The 16,117-nt window shown below is 72.9% G+C and carries 17 protein-coding genes; 9 read left to right on the forward strand and 8 right to left on the reverse strand.

Annotated features, from left to right (window positions below; all coding sequences use genetic code 11):
- The first annotated feature begins 189 nt into the window (after positions 1–189).
- Genes ACH4PY_RS16955 through ACH4PY_RS16970 form a run of 4 tightly spaced genes read left to right on the forward strand, consistent with a single transcriptional unit; the run spans position 190 to position 2,332 of the window.
- Complete coding sequence (locus tag ACH4PY_RS16955) at positions 190–441, forward strand: hypothetical protein (protein ID WP_398182378.1); 252 nt, start codon at positions 190–192, stop codon at positions 439–441.
- A gap of 26 nt (positions 442–467) precedes the next feature.
- Positions 468–1,028, forward strand: coding sequence for a pilus assembly protein TadG-related protein (locus tag ACH4PY_RS16960; RefSeq protein WP_398182380.1), 561 nt, complete (start codon positions 468–470; stop codon positions 1,026–1,028).
- A gap of 30 nt (positions 1,029–1,058) precedes the next feature.
- Entirely contained in the window at positions 1,059–1,646 is a 588-nt protein-coding gene (locus ACH4PY_RS16965; RefSeq protein ID WP_398182384.1) for a hypothetical protein, read from the forward strand.
- Between the two features lie 5 nt (positions 1,647–1,651).
- On the forward strand, positions 1,652–2,332 hold the full coding sequence (locus ACH4PY_RS16970; protein WP_398182387.1) for an OmpA family protein: 681 nt from the start codon (positions 1,652–1,654) through the stop codon (positions 2,330–2,332).
- Positions 2,333–2,468: 136 nt separating this feature from the next.
- On the opposite strand, the gene ACH4PY_RS16975 is transcribed toward ACH4PY_RS16970, so the two are convergent.
- Together ACH4PY_RS16975 and ACH4PY_RS16980 are read right to left on the reverse strand one after the other, a co-directional pair.
- Positions 2,469–3,227, reverse strand: coding sequence for a GNAT family N-acetyltransferase (locus ACH4PY_RS16975; protein ID WP_398182390.1), 759 nt, complete (start codon positions 3,225–3,227; stop codon positions 2,469–2,471).
- Positions 3,228–3,297: 70 nt separating this feature from the next.
- A complete protein-coding gene (locus tag ACH4PY_RS16980) occupies positions 3,298–3,663 on the reverse strand; it encodes a DUF192 domain-containing protein (protein WP_398182393.1) in 366 nt (121 codons plus the stop codon).
- 88 nt (positions 3,664–3,751) lie between these two features.
- On the opposite strand from ACH4PY_RS16980, the gene ACH4PY_RS16985 reads away from it, so the two are divergent.
- Positions 3,752–4,480, forward strand: a complete 729-nt coding sequence (locus tag ACH4PY_RS16985) for a prepilin peptidase (protein WP_398182396.1) — start codon at positions 3,752–3,754, stop codon at positions 4,478–4,480.
- Between the two features lie 129 nt (positions 4,481–4,609).
- Here the strand turns inward: ACH4PY_RS16985 and mgrA are convergent, their stop codons facing one another.
- Complete coding sequence (mgrA, locus tag ACH4PY_RS16990; protein ID WP_398182400.1) at positions 4,610–5,641, reverse strand: L-glyceraldehyde 3-phosphate reductase; 1,032 nt, start codon at positions 5,639–5,641, stop codon at positions 4,610–4,612.
- 163 nt (positions 5,642–5,804) lie between these two features.
- Between mgrA and ACH4PY_RS16995 the strand changes: the two genes are divergently transcribed.
- The 4 genes from ACH4PY_RS16995 (at position 5,805) to ACH4PY_RS17010 (ending at position 10,983) form a co-directional block, all read left to right on the forward strand.
- Positions 5,805–6,566, forward strand: coding sequence for an isoprenyl transferase (locus ACH4PY_RS16995; RefSeq protein ID WP_398183395.1), 762 nt, complete (start codon positions 5,805–5,807; stop codon positions 6,564–6,566).
- Between the two features lie 259 nt (positions 6,567–6,825).
- On the forward strand, positions 6,826–8,145 hold the full coding sequence (locus tag ACH4PY_RS17000) for a PhoH family protein (protein WP_398182403.1): 1,320 nt from the start codon (positions 6,826–6,828) through the stop codon (positions 8,143–8,145).
- Between the two features lie 431 nt (positions 8,146–8,576).
- The gene (locus tag ACH4PY_RS17005; RefSeq protein ID WP_398182406.1) at positions 8,577–9,272 is read left to right on the forward strand and encodes a transglycosylase SLT domain-containing protein; all 696 of its coding nucleotides are present in this window, start codon (positions 8,577–8,579) and stop codon (positions 9,270–9,272) included.
- A gap of 232 nt (positions 9,273–9,504) precedes the next feature.
- A complete protein-coding gene (locus tag ACH4PY_RS17010; RefSeq protein WP_398182409.1) occupies positions 9,505–10,983 on the forward strand; it encodes an AI-2E family transporter in 1,479 nt (492 codons plus the stop codon).
- Between the two features lie 29 nt (positions 10,984–11,012).
- On the opposite strand, the gene ACH4PY_RS17015 is transcribed toward ACH4PY_RS17010, so the two are convergent.
- The 5 genes from ACH4PY_RS17015 to ACH4PY_RS17035 all read right to left on the reverse strand — a co-directional run bounded on the left by ACH4PY_RS17015 (position 11,013) and on the right by ACH4PY_RS17035 (position 16,099).
- On the reverse strand, positions 11,013–13,472 hold the full coding sequence (locus tag ACH4PY_RS17015) for an FtsX-like permease family protein (protein ID WP_398182412.1): 2,460 nt from the start codon (positions 13,470–13,472) through the stop codon (positions 11,013–11,015).
- A complete protein-coding gene (locus ACH4PY_RS17020) occupies positions 13,469–14,188 on the reverse strand; it encodes an ABC transporter ATP-binding protein (protein WP_398182415.1) in 720 nt (239 codons plus the stop codon). The genes ACH4PY_RS17015 and ACH4PY_RS17020 overlap by 4 nt, the downstream gene beginning before the upstream one ends.
- The gene (locus ACH4PY_RS17025) at positions 14,185–14,709 is read right to left on the reverse strand and encodes a PadR family transcriptional regulator (protein ID WP_031520413.1); all 525 of its coding nucleotides are present in this window, start codon (positions 14,707–14,709) and stop codon (positions 14,185–14,187) included. Before ACH4PY_RS17025 ends, ACH4PY_RS17020 begins: the two co-directional genes overlap by 4 nt.
- Positions 14,710–14,787: 78 nt before the next feature.
- A complete protein-coding gene (locus tag ACH4PY_RS17030) occupies positions 14,788–15,111 on the reverse strand; it encodes a hypothetical protein (protein ID WP_398182419.1) in 324 nt (107 codons plus the stop codon).
- A 13-nt stretch (positions 15,112–15,124) separates the two neighbouring features.
- The gene (locus ACH4PY_RS17035; protein ID WP_398182422.1) at positions 15,125–16,099 is read right to left on the reverse strand and encodes an SPFH domain-containing protein; all 975 of its coding nucleotides are present in this window, start codon (positions 16,097–16,099) and stop codon (positions 15,125–15,127) included.
- Positions 16,100–16,117 lie beyond the last annotated feature (18 nt).

Consider the following 16,117-nt stretch of genomic DNA (forward strand, 5'->3'; position numbering starts at 1 on the left):
GAGGTTCGGGTGTACCTTTGCATTCGCAACCATATTTGCACCTGCAATCCGGATTGACCCGCTGCGGACGACAACCGACCACCAGCGAGAGGCGGTGCACCGTGACCACCATCCCCGACCCCGACGGGCACCCCACGGCCACCGCCGCACGTACCACCAGCCAGGTGACAAAGGATGGGGCGAACAATCATGACCAGGTGGGCACTCCAGCGCTACACCACCGCCGAGATCTGGCTCCGCACCCGCACGGACCGCGCGACCGAGCGCCTCTCGGCCCGCCTGACCGCCCGCTCGGACCGCGGCCAGACGTCGTTCGAGTACCTGGGGATCGCGGTGGTGATCGCGGTGATCATCGGGGTGCTGGCCGGGACCACGGACATCGGCGACAAGATCAAGAGCGGTATCACCAAGACGATCAACAAGATCACGAACGGCAAGTAGGGCTGCGTGACGACCGCGGGCAGACGGTGGGCATCTACATCGTCTCCATGGCGGCGCTGCTCTTCCTCGCCTTCGCCTACTTCGCCGTGGGCCAGGCGTCCGTGACGCGCGGCCAGGCGCAGACCGCGGCGGACGCGGCCGCCCTCGCGGCGGCCCGGGCCGACCGCGACGCGCTGCGGGACGACTTCCTGCAGGCGGTGACCGCCGGTGATCTCGGCACCCTGACCGGCCTGCTCGGGAACCTCGGGCAGCACGACGCGGTCGCCTGCGCGGCGGCGGCCGGCTACGCCGACCGCAACGGCGCGGAGATCCCGCCGGGCGGCTGCGTACCTGCTGCCGGAGGCTCCGGGTACACCGTCACCGTCCGCTCGCGCGACGCGGTCGGCAAGTCCGCCGTGGACGGCACGGAGGCGATCCACGCGAAGGCCACGGCCACCGCCGTGGTCGAACCGCGCTGCACGGTGGGCCCGAAGCAGGGCCAGGTGCTCGGCTTCACGTGCGACCACCAGGATGTGACGCTCGATCCGACGTCCGGCGACTTCCGGCTGGACCTTTCCACCTTCTACTCAGTCCACCTGAGCCAGTGACCTCCGGCCGAATGTGAGGATGCGCGAACGATGGGATACGGACGCAGGGCACTGATCGCGGCGGCCGTGGCCGGCACGCTCGCCGTCGGCCTGTCCGGGTGCGGAAGCGGCGGGAAGCAGGACGACGGAAAGCCGTCCGCCTCGGCCGGAGGCGCGAAGCACTCCGCTTCCGCCACCGGTTCGGACGCGGGCGCGGATGCGGACTCGCCCAGCGACGCGCCGGTCCTCGCCCAGATCAAGGGCGCGCAGGACATCGCGGTCACCATCAACTCGGCGGTCCGGGACCCGGGCGGCTTCGTCACCGTCCAGGGCACCCTGACCAACAACGGCAGCGACACGTTCGACGCGGACGCCTGGCGCGGCAACGAGGTGGCCCTGGCCCCCTCCGGCGCGTCGGCGGCGGGCGCCGTCCTCATCGACGAGGCAGGCAAGAAACGCTACTACGTGCTGCGCGACACGGACGGAAAATGTCTGTGCACCATGGGGCTCACCGGCGTCGAGCCGAAGGAGTCCCGCCCGTTCTTCGCGCAGTTCCCCGCCCCGCCCGCCGCCACGACCGAGGTCGAGTTCGAACTCCCCACCATGCCCCCCGCCAAAATCACCATCTCCGAGGGGTGATCCGGATGAAGCCCGCGGCGGCAGCCGCAAGTATCACGCTCAGTGTCGTCCTGCTGGCCGGCGGCACCGCCGTGGCCGTCGCGCCCGCGGCGGGGGCGGCCGGGGCGGACACCGGGACGCCCACCGCGCCGCCCGCGCCCGGGGACGGGAGCCAGGGACAGGGGTCGGCCGAGCACGTCGACGCGAGCTCGCCGAACCTGCGGCTGCCCGAGGGGTCGAAGCTCGCTCCGGCGAAGGTGCTGGACATCGTGTCGGTGTCGGACGAGTCGTCCGTCGCCGCGGACCAGCCGGAGCAGCGCGAGGAGACGTCGAACGCGACGGTCACCTACGCGCTCCAGTCGGAGGTCGCCTTCGCGAAGAACAGCGCGAAGCTGTCGGCCGCGGCGACGTCCCGAGTGCAGGCGATCGCGGCGGACATCAACGCCCGGCACGTCACGTCACCCATCCGTGTCTTCGGATTCACGGACGATCTGGGGAGCAGTGAGCACGGCGTGACGCTGTCGCGACAGCGCGCGCAGGCGGTCTACCAGGTGCTGGCCGCGGCCCTGGGAAGCGCCGGTGACGCATCCCACACCTTCCAGGTCCGCGGCTACGGCGAGGACTATCCGATTGCGGACAATTCCACCGAAAGCGGCCGCCAGCAGAACCGCCGCGTGGAAATCACCTTCACTCCTCCTGCCGCGTAACGTGCGGGATGGGGCCCGAGACGCGGTACGGTGTAACTCCCCCCCTCGGGCCGGTTCGCTCTCCCCCCCTGCGAACCGGCCCGTTTTCTTTGCCCGCGTCCCCGCGGGCCCCCGTGACCCGTGCCGGGCGCCCCGCTCAGTCGAAGGCGGCCGCCCGCAGCGGGCGGTAGGCGAGGCCCAGGGAGCGGTAGAGGCGCAGCGCCGCGGTGTTGTCGTCGTCGACGACGAGCGCGGCCGTGCCGTACTCCGCGAGCGCCTCGGCCAGGACGAACGCGCACACCCGGCGGCCGAGCCCGCGGCCGCGCGCGGCCGGGGCGGTGGCGACGCCCGCGAGCAGGCCCACCGTGGGGGCGCACCAGGCGAGGGCCGCGACGGCGAGCGGCGTGCCGGAGTCGTCGGCCAGGACGCCGGCCCAGCGGTCGGCGGCGCCGGGGCGGCCGGGGCAGGCGTAGGAGTCGGGGAAGGCCTGTTCGAGCAGCGAGGTGACGGCGGGCGCGGCGGCGGGCGGCAGCCAGCGCGCGGAGCCGTCCGGCGGGACGGCGGGGGAGCCCGTGCGGTGCATCCAGCCGAAGCCGGAGGTGGGGCGCAGGGCGGGCTCGGCGTGGACGAGGGCGTCGACGAGGCCGCGGTCGCCGAACACGCGGTAGCCGCGGCCGATCTCGCCGACGACGTCACGGGCGAGCGGTATCGCCTCCGCGGCCGGGCCGGTCACCACGAGGCGGTCGCGCATCGACAGTCCGGGGGCGGCGACCGCGACAGCCGCGCCGCGCCGGAAGATCCGCGCGGTCTCGCGGTCGCGCGCGGCCCAGCGGCACAGCTCGTCGTCGGAGGGAAGCGGGTCGTACGGGGCGATCTCGTCTGTGACGGCCGTTCCGGCGGCCGGTCCGATGTGCATTCTGCATGCCTATCAGCCGGGCGGGGGAGCGTGCACGGCGGTTTGCCGCAATGAGAGGGAGCGGTAACCGTCAGTGCCCCTGATCGTCAGCCGACACCTCAAGCGTCACCCCGCGCCGCACCCCCCACCGCGCGAACGCCCCGGCCTCCGCCTCCAGTACGTGGCGGGCCCGCAGCCGCGGACGGCCGACCCGGCCCGGCGGCATCGTGCGCACCGCGCGGACCCGCAGCCGCCGGTCCAGGTAGGCCACGTCGATCGCGAAGCGCATCCGCACCGTGTGCACACTCGACGCAGGGGTCAGCAGCAGCGCCCCCTCGATGCCCTCCGCGCCCAGCAGCCCCCGGGTGCGGGCGCGGTAGGAGGCGGCGACGCGCAGCGGCACCTCGCCCTCCGGGGTGCGCAGGGTGGCGGCGCCGTCGCGCCAGCGCCGGTGCATGGGCCCTCCTCGGCAGTCTGCGGCAGTCCTCGGCGATCCGCCCCGCCCCCGTCCCCCGCCCGGGACCGGGCGTGTACGGTCGGCGTTCGTGCATGTCTATCCGATAGTGGCCGCGGCCGTCTGGGGAATGGCGAGCGGGCTGCTGCTGCCGCGGGCCGCGCACCGGCTGGCGGTGCCGTCCGGCGAGCCGTGGGCCGCGGGCTGCCGCGCCGGGCATCCGCTGCCCGCGGGGCCGCGCGGCTGGGTGGGGCCCGCGCACTGCGCCGGGTGCGACGGCTCCGGACGGGTGTCCGTGGCGGGCCTGCTCCCGGCGGTGCTGTGCGCCGCGCTGTGCGCGGGGGTCGCCGCGGTGGCCGGGGCGCACCCGGAGCTGGTGGTGTGGCTGCTGCTGATACCCGTCGGGCTCGCGCTCGCGCTGGTGGACGTGCGCGTCTTCCGGCTCCCCGACGTCCTGACGCTGCCCGCGCTGGGCGGTACGGCGGCGCTGCTGGGCGGCGCGGCGCTGCTGCCGGGGCACGAGGGGTCGTGGCCGCGGGCACTGCTGGGCGCGGTCGCGCTCGGTGTCCTCTATATGGTGCTCTTCCTCGTCAACCCGGCGGGCATGGGCTTCGGCGACGTCAAGCTCGCCCCCACGCTGGGCCTGGTCCTCGGCTGGTACGGCTGGACGTCCGTCGTGCGGGGCACGCTCGCCGCGTTCCTGCTGGGCGCGGTGGTGGGCCTCGGCCTCCTCGCGACGGGCCGCGCGCACCGCAAGACGCCGATCCCCTTCGGCCCCTTCATGCTCGCCGGGTCCGCGCTGGCCCTGCTCCTGACCTGACCTCGCTCCTGACCTGACCTCGCTCCGGGGTGCCCCTCGCGACGGGCGCCCGGGACCGGCCCGGACGACACCGTGAGGTCCGGGACGGCCCGGCGGGGCACCCCCGTGGGGCACCCCGCGAACCGAAGATCAGCCCCAGAGGTTGACGCCCTCGGGCTCGACGGCGTGCCGATCGATCTCCGCCAGCTCCTCCGGGGTCAGCGGCGCCGAGCCGACCGCGGCGACGTTGGCCTCCAGCTGGGCCACCGACGACGCGCCGATCAGCGCGGACGTGACCCGCGGGTCGCGCAGCGCCCACGACAGCGCGAGCTGCGCGAGGGACTGGCCGCGCCCGGCCGCGACCTCGTTCAGGGCCCGCAGCCGCGCGACGGTCTCCTCGTTGACGAGCGAGGGGTCGAGCGACTTGCCCTGGGCCGCGCGCGAGCCCTCCGGGATGCCGCCGAGGTAGCGGTCGGTGAGCAGGCCCTGGGCGAGCGGCACGAAGCCGATGCAGCCCATGCCCTCGTCCTCCAGGACGTCGAGCAGGCCCTCGGTCTCGATCCACCGGTTGATCATCGAGTACGACGGCTGGTGGATGAGCGCGGGCACCCCCAGGCCGCGCAGGATCCGCGCGGCCTCGCGGGTCTGCTCGGGGCCGTACGAGGAGATGCCGACGTACAGCGCCTTGCCCTGCTGGACGGCGGACGCGAGCGCGCCCATCGTCTCCTCCAGCGGGGTCTCCGGGTCGTAGCGGTGCGAGTAGAAGATGTCGACGTAGTCCAGGCCCATGCGGCCCAGCGACTGGTCGAGCGAGGCGAGCAGGTACTTGCGGGAGCCCCATTCGCCGTACGGGCCGGGCCACATGTCGTAACCGGCCTTGGTGGAGATGACCAGCTCGTCGCGGTAGGGGCGGAAGTCCTGGGCGAAGAGCGTGCCGAAGTTGGCCTCGGCGGCGCCGTAGGGCGGGCCGTAGTTGTTGGCGAGGTCGAAGTGCGTGACGCCGAGGTCGAAGGCGCGGCGCAGGATCGCCCGCTGCGAGTCGATGGTGCGGTCGTCGCCGAAGTTGTGCCACAGGCCGAGCGAGATCGCGGGCAGCTTGAGTCCGCTGCGGCCGGTCCGGCGGTATTCCATGCCGGCGGAGTAGCGCTCTTCGGCGGCGCGGTAGAGGTTTCTGATGTTCACAGGTTCTCCTTATCACGGCCGGTTTAACCGCTTACTGTCAGGCGCCCCCAGGCCGTACATGCCGTGCGGGGCCGCCTGTCGCGCCACGACCCGGTTCGTCCGGACGGCCTTTCGGGCAGTACCCTGGCGCCCGTCGACGATGCGCAGGAGGGGCTGGTACGCGATGAAGCTGCGCGACCTGGTGTACGGGCTGTACTCCCGCAGGGTGGAGCGTCGGCTCGACGTGGCGCAGGCCCCCAAGCACATCGGTGTGATCCTCGACGGCAACCGGCGCTGGGCGAAGGCGGCCGGCGGCACCGCGGAGCAGGGCCACCAGGCGGGCGCGGACAAGATCTCCGAGATGCTGGGCTGGTGCGAGGAGACCGGTGTCGAGGTGGTCACCCTGTGGCTGCTGTCCACCGACAACTTCGACCGCCCGCCGGAGCAGCTCGTCCCGCTGCTGGGCATCATCGAGGACTGCGTCGCGGGTCTGGCGGCGACCGGCCGCTGGCGGGTGCACCACGTGGGCACGATGGACCTGCTGCCGGACCGTACGGCGGCGGTGCTCAAGGAGGCCGAGCAGGACACCCACGGCATCGACGGCCTGCTGGTGAACGTCGCCGTCGGCTACGGCGGCCGCCAGGAGATCGCCGACGCGGTGCGCTCGCTGCTGTACGAGCACGCGAGCCGCGGCACCACGATCGAGGACCTCGCCGAGATCCTGGACGTCGAGCACATCTCGGACCACCTCTACACCCGCGGCCAGCCGGACCCCGACCTGGTGATCCGCACCTCGGGCGAGCAGCGGCTGTCCGGATTCATGCTGTGGCAGAGCGCGCACTCCGAGTACTACTTCTGCGAGGTCTTCTGGCCCGCCTTCCGCAAGGTGGACTTCCTGCGGGCCCTGCGCGACTATGCCGCGCGGCATCGCCGCTACGGAGCGTAACGCTCTGGCGCTGATGCGCTGACCTGGACAAAAAGGGCTGTTGCGGGCGGGATGTGCGGAGTTACCGTGACATCTGTCGCGACCGCATCGGCGCCGCGGCGCCGATGCGCGGACCGTGACCGGATCATGACCGTCGGGTGACTGTCATATGCATCCGCATGGGTACCGGAATTCCAGGGCATACCACTGGCAGACCGGCATCCGGCCCACGGCTGCCGGATTTGCAGCCTCACCTCTCCCCGAGGGGGTTCGTCCACACGTGGTGACCAGCAAGAATCGCCGTGTTCACGACCGGCGCACGTACGTACTCGACACCAGCGTGCTGCTCGCCGACCCCAATGCCTTCACCCGCTTCGACGAGCACGAGGTCGTGCTCCCGGTCGTCGTGGTGACGGAGTTGGAGGCCAAGCGCCACCACCCCGAGCTGGGGTACTTCGCCCGCCAGGCCCTGAGGTTGCTCGACGAGCTCCGGATCCGCCACGGACGGCTGGACGCGCCGCTCCCGATCGGCGACTTCGGCGGCACGCTCCGCGTCGAGCTGAACCACTCCGACCCCGGGGTCCTCCCCGCCGGTTTCCGGCTCGGCGACAACGACTCGCGGATCCTCGCCGTCGCCCGCAACCTCCAGGCCGAGGGATACGACGTCACCGTCGTCTCCAAGGACCTGCCGCTGCGGGTCAAGGCGTCCTCCGTCGGCCTGCTGGCCGAGGAGTACCGCGCGGAGCTGGCGATCACCTCCGGCTGGACGGGCATGGCCGAGCTGCTGGTGGGCGCCGAGGACGTGGACGCGCTGTTCGCCCAGGAGTCGATCGTGCTCCCGGAGGCGGCCGAACTGCCGGTGCACACCGGCCTGGTGCTCCAGTCCGAGCGCGGCAAGGCGCTGGGCCGGGTCACCGCCGACGGGCGGGTCAAGCTCGTGCGCGGCGACCGGGAGGCGTTCGGCATCCACGGGCGCAGCGCCGAGCAGCGTGTCGCGCTGGATCTGCTGCTGGACCCGGAGATCGGCATCGTCTCGATGGGCGGCCGGGCCGGCACGGGCAAGTCCGCGCTCGCGCTGTGCGCCGGGCTGGAGGCGGTGCTGGAGCGCCGCCAGCACCGCAAGGTGATGGTCTTCCGGCCGCTGTACGCGGTGGGCGGCCAGGAGCTGGGCTACCTGCCCGGCACCGAGGCCGAGAAGATGAGCCCGTGGGCGCAGGCCGTCTTCGACACGCTGTCGGCGGTCAGCTCCAAGGAGGTCATCGAGGAGGTGGTGGCCCGCGGCATGCTGGAGGTGCTGCCGCTCACCCACATCCGCGGCCGCTCGCTGCACGACGCCTTCGTGATCGTCGACGAGGCGCAGTCGCTGGAGCGCAACGTGCTGCTGACGGTGCTCTCCCGTATCGGCTCCGGCTCCCGCGTCGTGCTGACCCACGACGTGGCGCAGCGCGACAACCTTCGGGTGGGGCGGTACGACGGTGTGGTGGCCGTGGTCGAGAAGCTGAAGGGCCACCCGCTGTTCGCCCATGTGACGCTCTCGCGTTCCGAACGGTCCCCCATCGCCGCCCTGGTGACGGAGATGCTGGAGGACGGCGTCGGCTGAGCCGCGGCCGCCCGCCGGACGCCGATACGGCCTTGGTCCGGTTTGGCCCGCATCCGGTACGAGTTGAGGCTGCTGCGCCCCGCGAAAGGGGCGCAGCAGCTTAGCGTTTCGGGGCCGCCACGTCCGGAATTCACCGCGCATTAGCCGATGTGAGCTTTGCCACTCAACCGGAAATTGCCGCGCGGCGTCTGCGTACGGCAGGGTGTGAGGCTGTCAGGCCCCGCTCATGGCACCTCCGTACCCCCCGGGGAACGGGACAGCACCACCGGACAAGTCAACATCGACCGCCATGAGCCGCCCGAGCACCACGCGAATCCGCAACGGACTTCGCACCGGGCCAGACCCCCGTGACCGACCCGGCCCGTACGGCGGACCGGAGCAGGGGGCCGTGCCAGGGGCACGATTTCGTCCGTGCGGTCACCAAGCGGGCGATGCCGGAAGGAAACCGTGTGAGCCGGATCTCGGTCCGGGGATTCGCGGTGGCGTCAGCCACTGCGGTCACCACTGTGGGCGCCGTTGTGGGCGTCGCGTCGGGCGCCGACCAGGGCGGGTCCAACGAACCCGTCGAGGCTGCCGGGACGACGACCCTCCTCGCTGACATCCCGGCTGGACAGCAGGTCCAGCAGGCGTCGTTGACTGAGCAGGTGCAAGCCCAGTCGGACGCTGCCGACGCACATGCGCGGCAGGGCGCGGAGCAGGCAGCCCGCGTGCAGGCGGCCAAGGACGCCGCGGCCAAGAAGAAGGCGGCGGACGCGGTCGCGGAGAAGGAGCGGCTGAAGAAGCTCGCCGCGGGCAAGGGCGACCCCAACGCCAGCTTCCCGACCCAGCCGTCGTACACCATCGCCGAGGTCCAGGCGATGGCCAAGCAGATCGTCGGCAGCGGCCAGTACGCCTGCTTCTCCAACATCGTCTCGCACGAGAGCGGCTGGCGGTACACCGCCCAGAACCCCTCGTCGAGCGCCTACGGTCTCGTGCAGGCACTGCCCGGCTCCAAGATGGCCTCCGCGGGCGCCGACTGGCGCACCAACCCGGCCACCCAGATCAAGTGGGGCCTGAACTACATGAACTCGCGCTACGGCAGCCCGTGCGAGGCCTGGTCCTTCTGGCAGGTCAACCACTACTACTAGGCCGCAGTAGCCGGAATTCCGCGGAGCCCCCGGGCCGTCACCGACCCGGGGGCTTCGCGCGTCCGCGGCCGTCCGCCGTCGCACGGGAGGCCGCGTCCACCCGTGTTCATCCGGGCTTGTCGGCGTGTTCCCCCATCCGGGTGCGGGTCCGTCGCAAAGGCAACCCCAAGGGCAGGTAACGTCGTCCTGCACAGCGGGTCCACAACGACGCGTCGAGGGGGGCGGGGGAGCGATGGCCGAGAAGCGCAACTGGAGCACGGCGCTCGCAGCCGGGCTGGCGGGACTCGCCGGCCGGCTGGAAGAGCGGCACGCCCGGGTGACCGCCCGCGAGGCCGAGCACGACGCCGCCCTCGCCGCCTCCGCCCCGCCGCGGGAGGCCGCCACGGTCCCCGATCCGGACGGGACTTCGGCCCCGCCCCCCGCGGCAGCCGCCGAAGGGCCGGAGGCCGGAGGCGCCGCCGGGCCCGCGGCGCAGCCCCGCACTGCCAGGCCCGCCGCCGGCCCCGCCCGGCGCGCCACCGTGCCCGCGCCAGGGGATCCGGCGACGGTGGTGCCGTGGAGCATGCGGGTCGCCGCCGAGATCGGCTGGCGGCTGCTGATCCTGGCTGGCACGGTGTGGGTGCTGATGCGGGTCATCGGCGCGGTGCGCCTGGTGGTCCTCGCCTTCGCCGCCGCGCTGCTCATCACCGCGCTGCTCCAGCCGTTCGTCGCCCGGCTCAAGCGGCTCGGCGTACCGCGCGGGCTGGCCACCGCGATGGTCTTCATCGGCGGCTTCGTCATCATCGGCCTGGTCGGCTGGTTCGTCGTCTGGCAGGTGATGGACAACGTCGACAACCTGTCCAGCAGCCTCCAGGACGGTATCGCCGAGGGCAAGAAGTGGCTGCTCAACAGCCCCTTCCATGTCACCGACGACCAGATCAACAACATAGCGAAGAACCTGAGCGACGCGATCGGCTCCAACTCCAAGGCGCTCACCGACGCCGGGCTCGAAGGCGTCACCGTCATCGTCGACCTGCTCACCGGCATGCTGCTGGCGATGTTCAGCACGCTCTTCCTGCTCTACGACGGCCCCAACATCTGGAACTGGGTGCTGCGCCTCTTCCCGGAGGCCGCGCGGGAGCCCCTCGCCGGTGCCGGTCCGCGCGCCTGGCGGACGCTGACGCTCTATGTGCGGGGCACGGTCATAGTCGCGCTGATCGACGCGATCTGCATCGGCATCGGCATCTTCTTCCTGGGCGTGCCGATGGCCGTGCCGCTCGCGGTGGTCATCTTCCTGTGCTCCTTCGTGCCGCTGGTCGGCGCGGTCGCCTCGGGCTTCATCGCGGTGGTCGTCGCCCTGGTGACGGAGGGTCCGTTCATAGCGCTGATGGTGCTTGCGGTCGTGCTGGCGGTCCAGCAGATCGAGGGCCACATCCTCCAGCCCTTCATCCTGGGCCGCGCCGTCCGCGTCCACCCGCTCGCGGTGGTCCTCTCCGTCGCGGCGGGCTCGCTCGTCGCCGGCATCGGCGGGGCGGTGGTCGCGGTCCCGCTGGTCGCCGTCACCAACACGGTGGTGGGCTACCTCCGCGCGTACGCCCGGGAGCGTGCGGTGGAGGCCACCGAAACCGCCGCGCCCGCCCCCGCCCCCGTCCCCGAGGCCGCGCTTCCCGCCCCGGCCGAGCCGGAGCCGGAGCCGGAGGCGGCCGCGGAGCCCGCCCCGGACCCCGCGTAGGGCCAGGAGCGGGCTCAGGGGAGAAGGCCCTACTCGACGCGGAGGCCGTCCGGCCTCATCAGCCTCCACAGCAGCGGCATGCTCAAGAGGGTCACCCCCAGCACCACCGCGCCGCCGATCGCCGACATCGAGGCCACGTCCGTCCAGTCCATCCGGACGGGCCGGGCGACCATCGCCAGCAGCGCCGCCCCCAGGCCGATGCCGCCCGCGACGGCCAGGGCGAGGCCGATGACGACCGGCACCGCGGTCTGCCACAGCACCGACCAGGCCAGCGCCGAGCGCTTCGTGCCGAAGGCGACCAGCACCGCCAGCAGCTTCTTGCGCTCCCGCAGCTGCTCCAGCATGCTCACCAGCAGGCTCGCCCCGATGAGCACCAGGGTGAGGGTCGCCCCGGCGAACAGCCCGCGGCGCAGCTGGGTGTAGGCGCTCTTCGCCGTGGAGCCGTGGATGTCGTTGGCGTAGGCGGTGAGGCCGAAGCCCGCGGTGGTGTTGCGGACGTACTCGACCGCGTCCGGCGTCCCGTCGTCGAGGTCGACGAACATCTCCGCGTACGACGTGGACAGCCGCGCGTCGTCGATGACGCCGGGGACGGTGAAGATGCCCCACAGCTCGCTGCCGAGCGGGTCGGTGCGGGCGTCGACGGTGCGGGCGTCGGCGGGGATCGTCCACAGCCGGGGGCTGCCGGTGTAGCGCTCGGAGTAGTCGGTGTTGAGGTCGACGCGCGCGCCCGCCTTGACGTAGTCGGCGGAGGTGCGGCTCTGCTCGGGGGGCGGCGGCACCAGGTAGACGCTGTGCGGCCCGCAGTCCTTGCCGACGGCGACGAGGCCGCGCAGGCTCGCGCAGTCGGCGACGGTCAGCGACACCGTGTCGGCGGCCAGCTCGTCGCCGGTGAGCTTGTACGCGTCCGGCCGGTTGACGCTGGCGCTGGTGTAGCCGGTGGCGCCGCGGACGCCCTTGGTCGCGGCGAGCCGCTGGATGTCCTGGGCGGTGGTGCGGACCCCGGCGCCCCAGTCGTCGACCTCGACCTGCGCCCGGGTGGTGTCGGCGCCGGTGTCGGAGACGAAGTCGCCGTCCACCGCGTGGAAGAGCATCTGGAGCGCGATGGCGCCGGCCACCGCGACCGTCACCCCGCTGACCATGCGTCCGGCCGAGCCGCTGCTCAGCTGGAGCCGCCGGGTGGCCAGCTGCCAGGCGACCGGGCCGCCGCGCAGCCGTCCCACCGCGGTCTCGACGAGCCACGGCAGCACCGCGGTCACCCCGACGAGCAGCAGCACCGCACCGGTCGCGACCTGGTACTCGTTGACCGACGCGTTGCCCTTGACCTTCCCGAACAGCGGGGCCAGCAGCGCCAGGCCGACCACCGGGATGGCGATCCGCCACCACACCCGGCGCGGCCGCCCGAGGCCGTTGCGGAAGACGCCGAGGGGTTCGATGGCCGTGCGCCGCAGGCTCAGCAGGGTGATGGCGACCGCGGCGGCCGGGACGGCGAGCACGATCAGCACCGTCAGCAGCGGGTTGGGGGCCAGGTCGGCGGGGAACGCCGAGATGTCCCGGATGGTGATGTACTGCGCGAACTGCCGGGCGCCCAGGAAGAATCCGACGCCCACCAGCACCCCGAGGAGGGTCCCGAGCAGCGCCTCGCCCGCCGCGATGCGCCGGGTGGCGTGGATGTCGGCGCCGACCAGCCGCAGCGCGGCCAGTCGCCGGTCGCGGCGTTCGCCGCCGAGCCGGGTCGCGGTGGCGACGAAGACCCCGACCGGGAGCAGCAGCACCACCACGACCATGATCAGCAGCAGGGTGAAGACCGGCCCCAGCACCTCGGAGTTGCTGTGCGCGCCGTACCGGGTCATCCGGTCGGCGTTGCCGTTGCGGCCGTCCGCGTCGTGGGCGACGAGCTTGTCGCTGCCCGCGTAGTAGTACAGCTCGGCGGGTCCCATGAGCCCGGCGTGGCCGATCGTGCCGGTGATCGTGTACGGGAGGCGCTCGCGCAGGATCGGCTCGTGCGCCAGCAGCTTCTTCAGCGCGGGGGAGGCGACCATCTCGCCGGGCCGCGGTATCGCCGTGACGCCCGGCGGGACCGGGGCGTGCGGGCCGTCCGGCCTGATCAGCACGCCGTTGATCTGCTCGCCCCGGAAGGTGGTGCCGGCGTCGACGAGCAGGAAGGTGGCGTCGGTCGGTGCGACCTGCTCGCCGAAGGAGATGGTGTCGCGGGCGACGCGGCGCTGGTCGCGGGTGTGCATCATCGCCGGTACGGCGGCGGCGAGCAGCAGCAGCGCCACGCCGAGCCCGACGCCGACGGCGGTCAGTACGGTGCGGGCCCAGCCCTCGCGCCCGCCGCCGGCGGCGAAGCGCGCGCCGAGCAGCAGGTCGTGCGCCCAGCCGCGCAGCCCGGCGCGCGGCCGGTCGGTGCCGGAGGAGCCCGCGGGTGCGGTGCGGGCGGTGGCGTCGAAGCCCGCGAAGGGCTCGCGCGGTCCTGGTGCGGTGCTCATGAGACGCGGTCCAGATCGCGGGACCGGCCGTCCCGTACGACGATCTCCCGGTCGGAGTACGCGGCCACCCGTGCCTCGTGGGTGACCAGGACGACGGCGGCGCCGGTGTCGTGCGCGGCCGCGGTCAGCAGCCGCATGACGCGCTCGCCGTTGAGGGAGTCCAGCGCGCCGGTCGGCTCGTCGGCGAAGACCACCCGGGGGCCGCCGACCAGCGCGCGGGCCACGGCGACCCGCTGGCCCTGGCCGCCGGAGATCTCGCCGGGGCGCTGGCCCGCGACGTCCTCGACCTCCAGCCGCTCCAGCCAGCCGGCCGCCTCGGCCTCGGCGTCCTTGCGGCGCCGCCCGCCGAGCCGCAGCGGGATGGCCACGTTCTCCAGGCAGGTCAGTTCGGGCACCAGCTGCCCGAACTGGAAGACGAAGCCGAAGTCGGTACGGCGCAGGGCGCTGCGGGCGCTGTCCGACAGCGACGACAGGGCTTGCCCGCGGTAGCGGACCTCGCCGGAGTCGGGCCGGACGATACCGGCCAGGCAGTGCAGCAGCGTCGACTTGCCCGAGCCGGACGGGCCCATGACGGCGACGACCTCGCCCGCCCGTACCGACATGTCGGCGCCGTCCAGCGCGGGTGTGCGGCCGTAGGCCTTGCGCAGGTCGCGGGCCAGCAGCAGCGGCTCGGCGGCGGGGTTGTCCGTGCCGTCCGCGGTGGGGGAGTACGTCACCGGGTCACCTCCGCGGCGAGTTCGTCGAGCCGCGCGGCGGTCAGTTCCAGCCAGCGCAGGTCGGCTTCCAGATGGAAGAGGGCGTGGTCGCAGATGAGCTGGTCGGCGAGGTCGCCGGTGCCTTTGCGCCGGGTCAGCTCGCGCATCAGGCGCAGGTGCTCGGCGCGCTGGGTGTCCAGCAGGTCGGCGGCCGGGCGGCCGGTGAGCAGGGCCAGTACGACCTTGGTGTAGAGGGTCGTCTGGAGGTACGGCTCGGGCTTCTCGGGCTGGGCGAGCCACGCGGCCACGTCGGTGATCCCGGCGTCGGTGATGGCGTACCGCTTGCGCTCGGGCCCGCCGCCGGGCTCTATGCCGTCGACCTCGACGAGGCCGTTGCGCAGCAGCCGGGCCATGGTCGAGTAGACCTGCCCGTACGCGAGGGGGCGGTCGTGTCCGAAGCGTTCGTCGAAGGCGCGCTTGAGGTCGTAACCGTGGCGCGGGCCGGACTCCAGGAGTCCCAGCAGGGCATGGCCGATTGACATGCGGAGCACACTACACGACGCGTATACATCGTGTGTATACGCAGGGGGGATAATCGCCCTGAGGGGAAGATCGGCTGGTCAGGCGGGTGCGGGAGGATCCTCTGCGGAAGCGGCCCGGGACGGGCGGCCGCGGCGCGGAATCGGCCGGGCGCCGGTCGGCAGCCGCCCGGCGTCGCCGAGCGCGCGCCGCAGCAGGAACTCGATCTGCGCGTTGGTGCTGCGCAGTTCGGTCGCCGCCCACGCCGCCACGGCGTCGTGGACGGCGGGGTCGAGCCGCAGCAGCACCTGCTTGCGGGCCCGGCGGGCGGCCGGTGTCCCGGCCGCCCCCGGGTCGGCCCCGGTGCCGGCTGCCCCCGTGGATCCGGCCCCGGTGGCCGCCTCCGTCTCGCCGGGTTCGGTCACCTTCGGTGCTCCGTCACTGGTAGAGGGTCCCCGTGTTGAGCACCGGCTGGGCCGCGCGGTCGCCGCACAGCACCACCAGCAGGTTGCTCACCATGCTCGCCTTGCGCTCCTCGTCGAGCTCGACGATGCCCTGCTCGGTGATCCGGGCGAGGGCCGACTCGACCATACCGACCGCGCCGTCCACGATGGTCTGCCGTGCGGCGACGATGGCCCCGGCCTGCTGGCGCTGGAGCATCGCCGAGGCGATCTCGGGCGCGTACGCGAGGTGGGTGAAGCGCGACTCGATGATCTTCACACCGGCCGACCCGACCCGTACCGCGATCTCCTGGGAGAGCTGCTCGGTGATCTGCTCGGCGTTGCCGCGCAGCGAGAGCGAGTCGCCGTCGTGGGCGTCGTAGGGGTAGTTGGTGGCGATGTGCCGCACGGCGGTGTCGGTCTGGATGCCGACGAACCGGACGAAGTTGTCGACGGCGAAGACCGCCTGGGCGGTGTCCTCGACCTGCCACACCACGACGGCCGCGAGCTCGATCGGGTTGCCGTAGGCGTCGTTGACCTTGAGCACGGCCGTCTCGTGGTTGCGCAGCCGGGTGGAGATCTTCCGGCGGCGGGTGAAGGGGTTCACCCAGCGCAGCCCGTCCTGCCGGATGGTGCCCTGGTAGCGCCCGAAGAGCTGGGTCACCCGGGCCTCGCCCGGCGCGACCTGGGTGAGGCCGAAGAGCGTGACGAGCGCGCACAGCACGATCAGCACACCGAGCAGGATGAGCGCGGTGGCCCCGGCGCTCGGCTCCTTGTTGGCGCTGGTGCCGCCGAGCGCGATGAGCGTGACGCCGCCGGCGATGACGACGAGCGCGATGAGCATGAACGGCAGCCCGGACATGCCGAGCGCCCGCCGCTCGCTGAAGCGCGGCGCGGGCAGCAGCGGCGGACCGTCCGGCGCGGGCGCGGTGGGTATGTCGGCGCCGGCGGCCGAGGGCTTGTGCTCTGACATCGGATTCCCCCTGAGGTC

It is taken from the genome of Streptomyces sp. NPDC021224 (assembly GCF_044332905.1).
GTDB lineage: Bacteria > Actinomycetota > Actinomycetes > Streptomycetales > Streptomycetaceae > Actinacidiphila.

Excerpts from the sequence above, each read along its gene's own strand:
- ACH4PY_RS16955 (WP_398182378.1), top strand. The coding sequence starts at position 190 with ATGACCAGGTGGGCACTCCAGCGCTACACCACCGCCGAGATCTGGCTC.
- ACH4PY_RS16965 (WP_398182384.1), top strand. The coding sequence starts at position 1,059 with ATGGGATACGGACGCAGGGCACTGATCGCGGCGGCCGTGGCCGGCACG.
- ACH4PY_RS16970 (WP_398182387.1), top strand. The coding sequence starts at position 1,652 with ATGAAGCCCGCGGCGGCAGCCGCAAGTATCACGCTCAGTGTCGTCCTG.
- ACH4PY_RS16975 (WP_398182390.1), bottom strand. The coding sequence starts at position 3,227 with ATGCACATCGGACCGGCCGCCGGAACGGCCGTCACAGACGAGATCGCC.
- ACH4PY_RS16980 (WP_398182393.1), bottom strand. The coding sequence starts at position 3,663 with ATGCACCGGCGCTGGCGCGACGGCGCCGCCACCCTGCGCACCCCGGAG.
- ACH4PY_RS16995 (WP_398183395.1), top strand. The coding sequence starts at position 5,805 with ATGAAGCTGCGCGACCTGGTGTACGGGCTGTACTCCCGCAGGGTGGAG.
- ACH4PY_RS17005 (WP_398182406.1), top strand. The coding sequence starts at position 8,577 with ATGCCGGAAGGAAACCGTGTGAGCCGGATCTCGGTCCGGGGATTCGCG.
- ACH4PY_RS17010 (WP_398182409.1), top strand. The coding sequence starts at position 9,505 with ATGGCCGAGAAGCGCAACTGGAGCACGGCGCTCGCAGCCGGGCTGGCG.
- ACH4PY_RS17015 (WP_398182412.1), bottom strand. The coding sequence starts at position 13,472 with ATGAGCACCGCACCAGGACCGCGCGAGCCCTTCGCGGGCTTCGACGCC.
- ACH4PY_RS17025 (WP_031520413.1), bottom strand. The coding sequence starts at position 14,709 with ATGTCAATCGGCCATGCCCTGCTGGGACTCCTGGAGTCCGGCCCGCGC.
- ACH4PY_RS17035 (WP_398182422.1), bottom strand. The coding sequence starts at position 16,099 with ATGTCAGAGCACAAGCCCTCGGCCGCCGGCGCCGACATACCCACCGCG.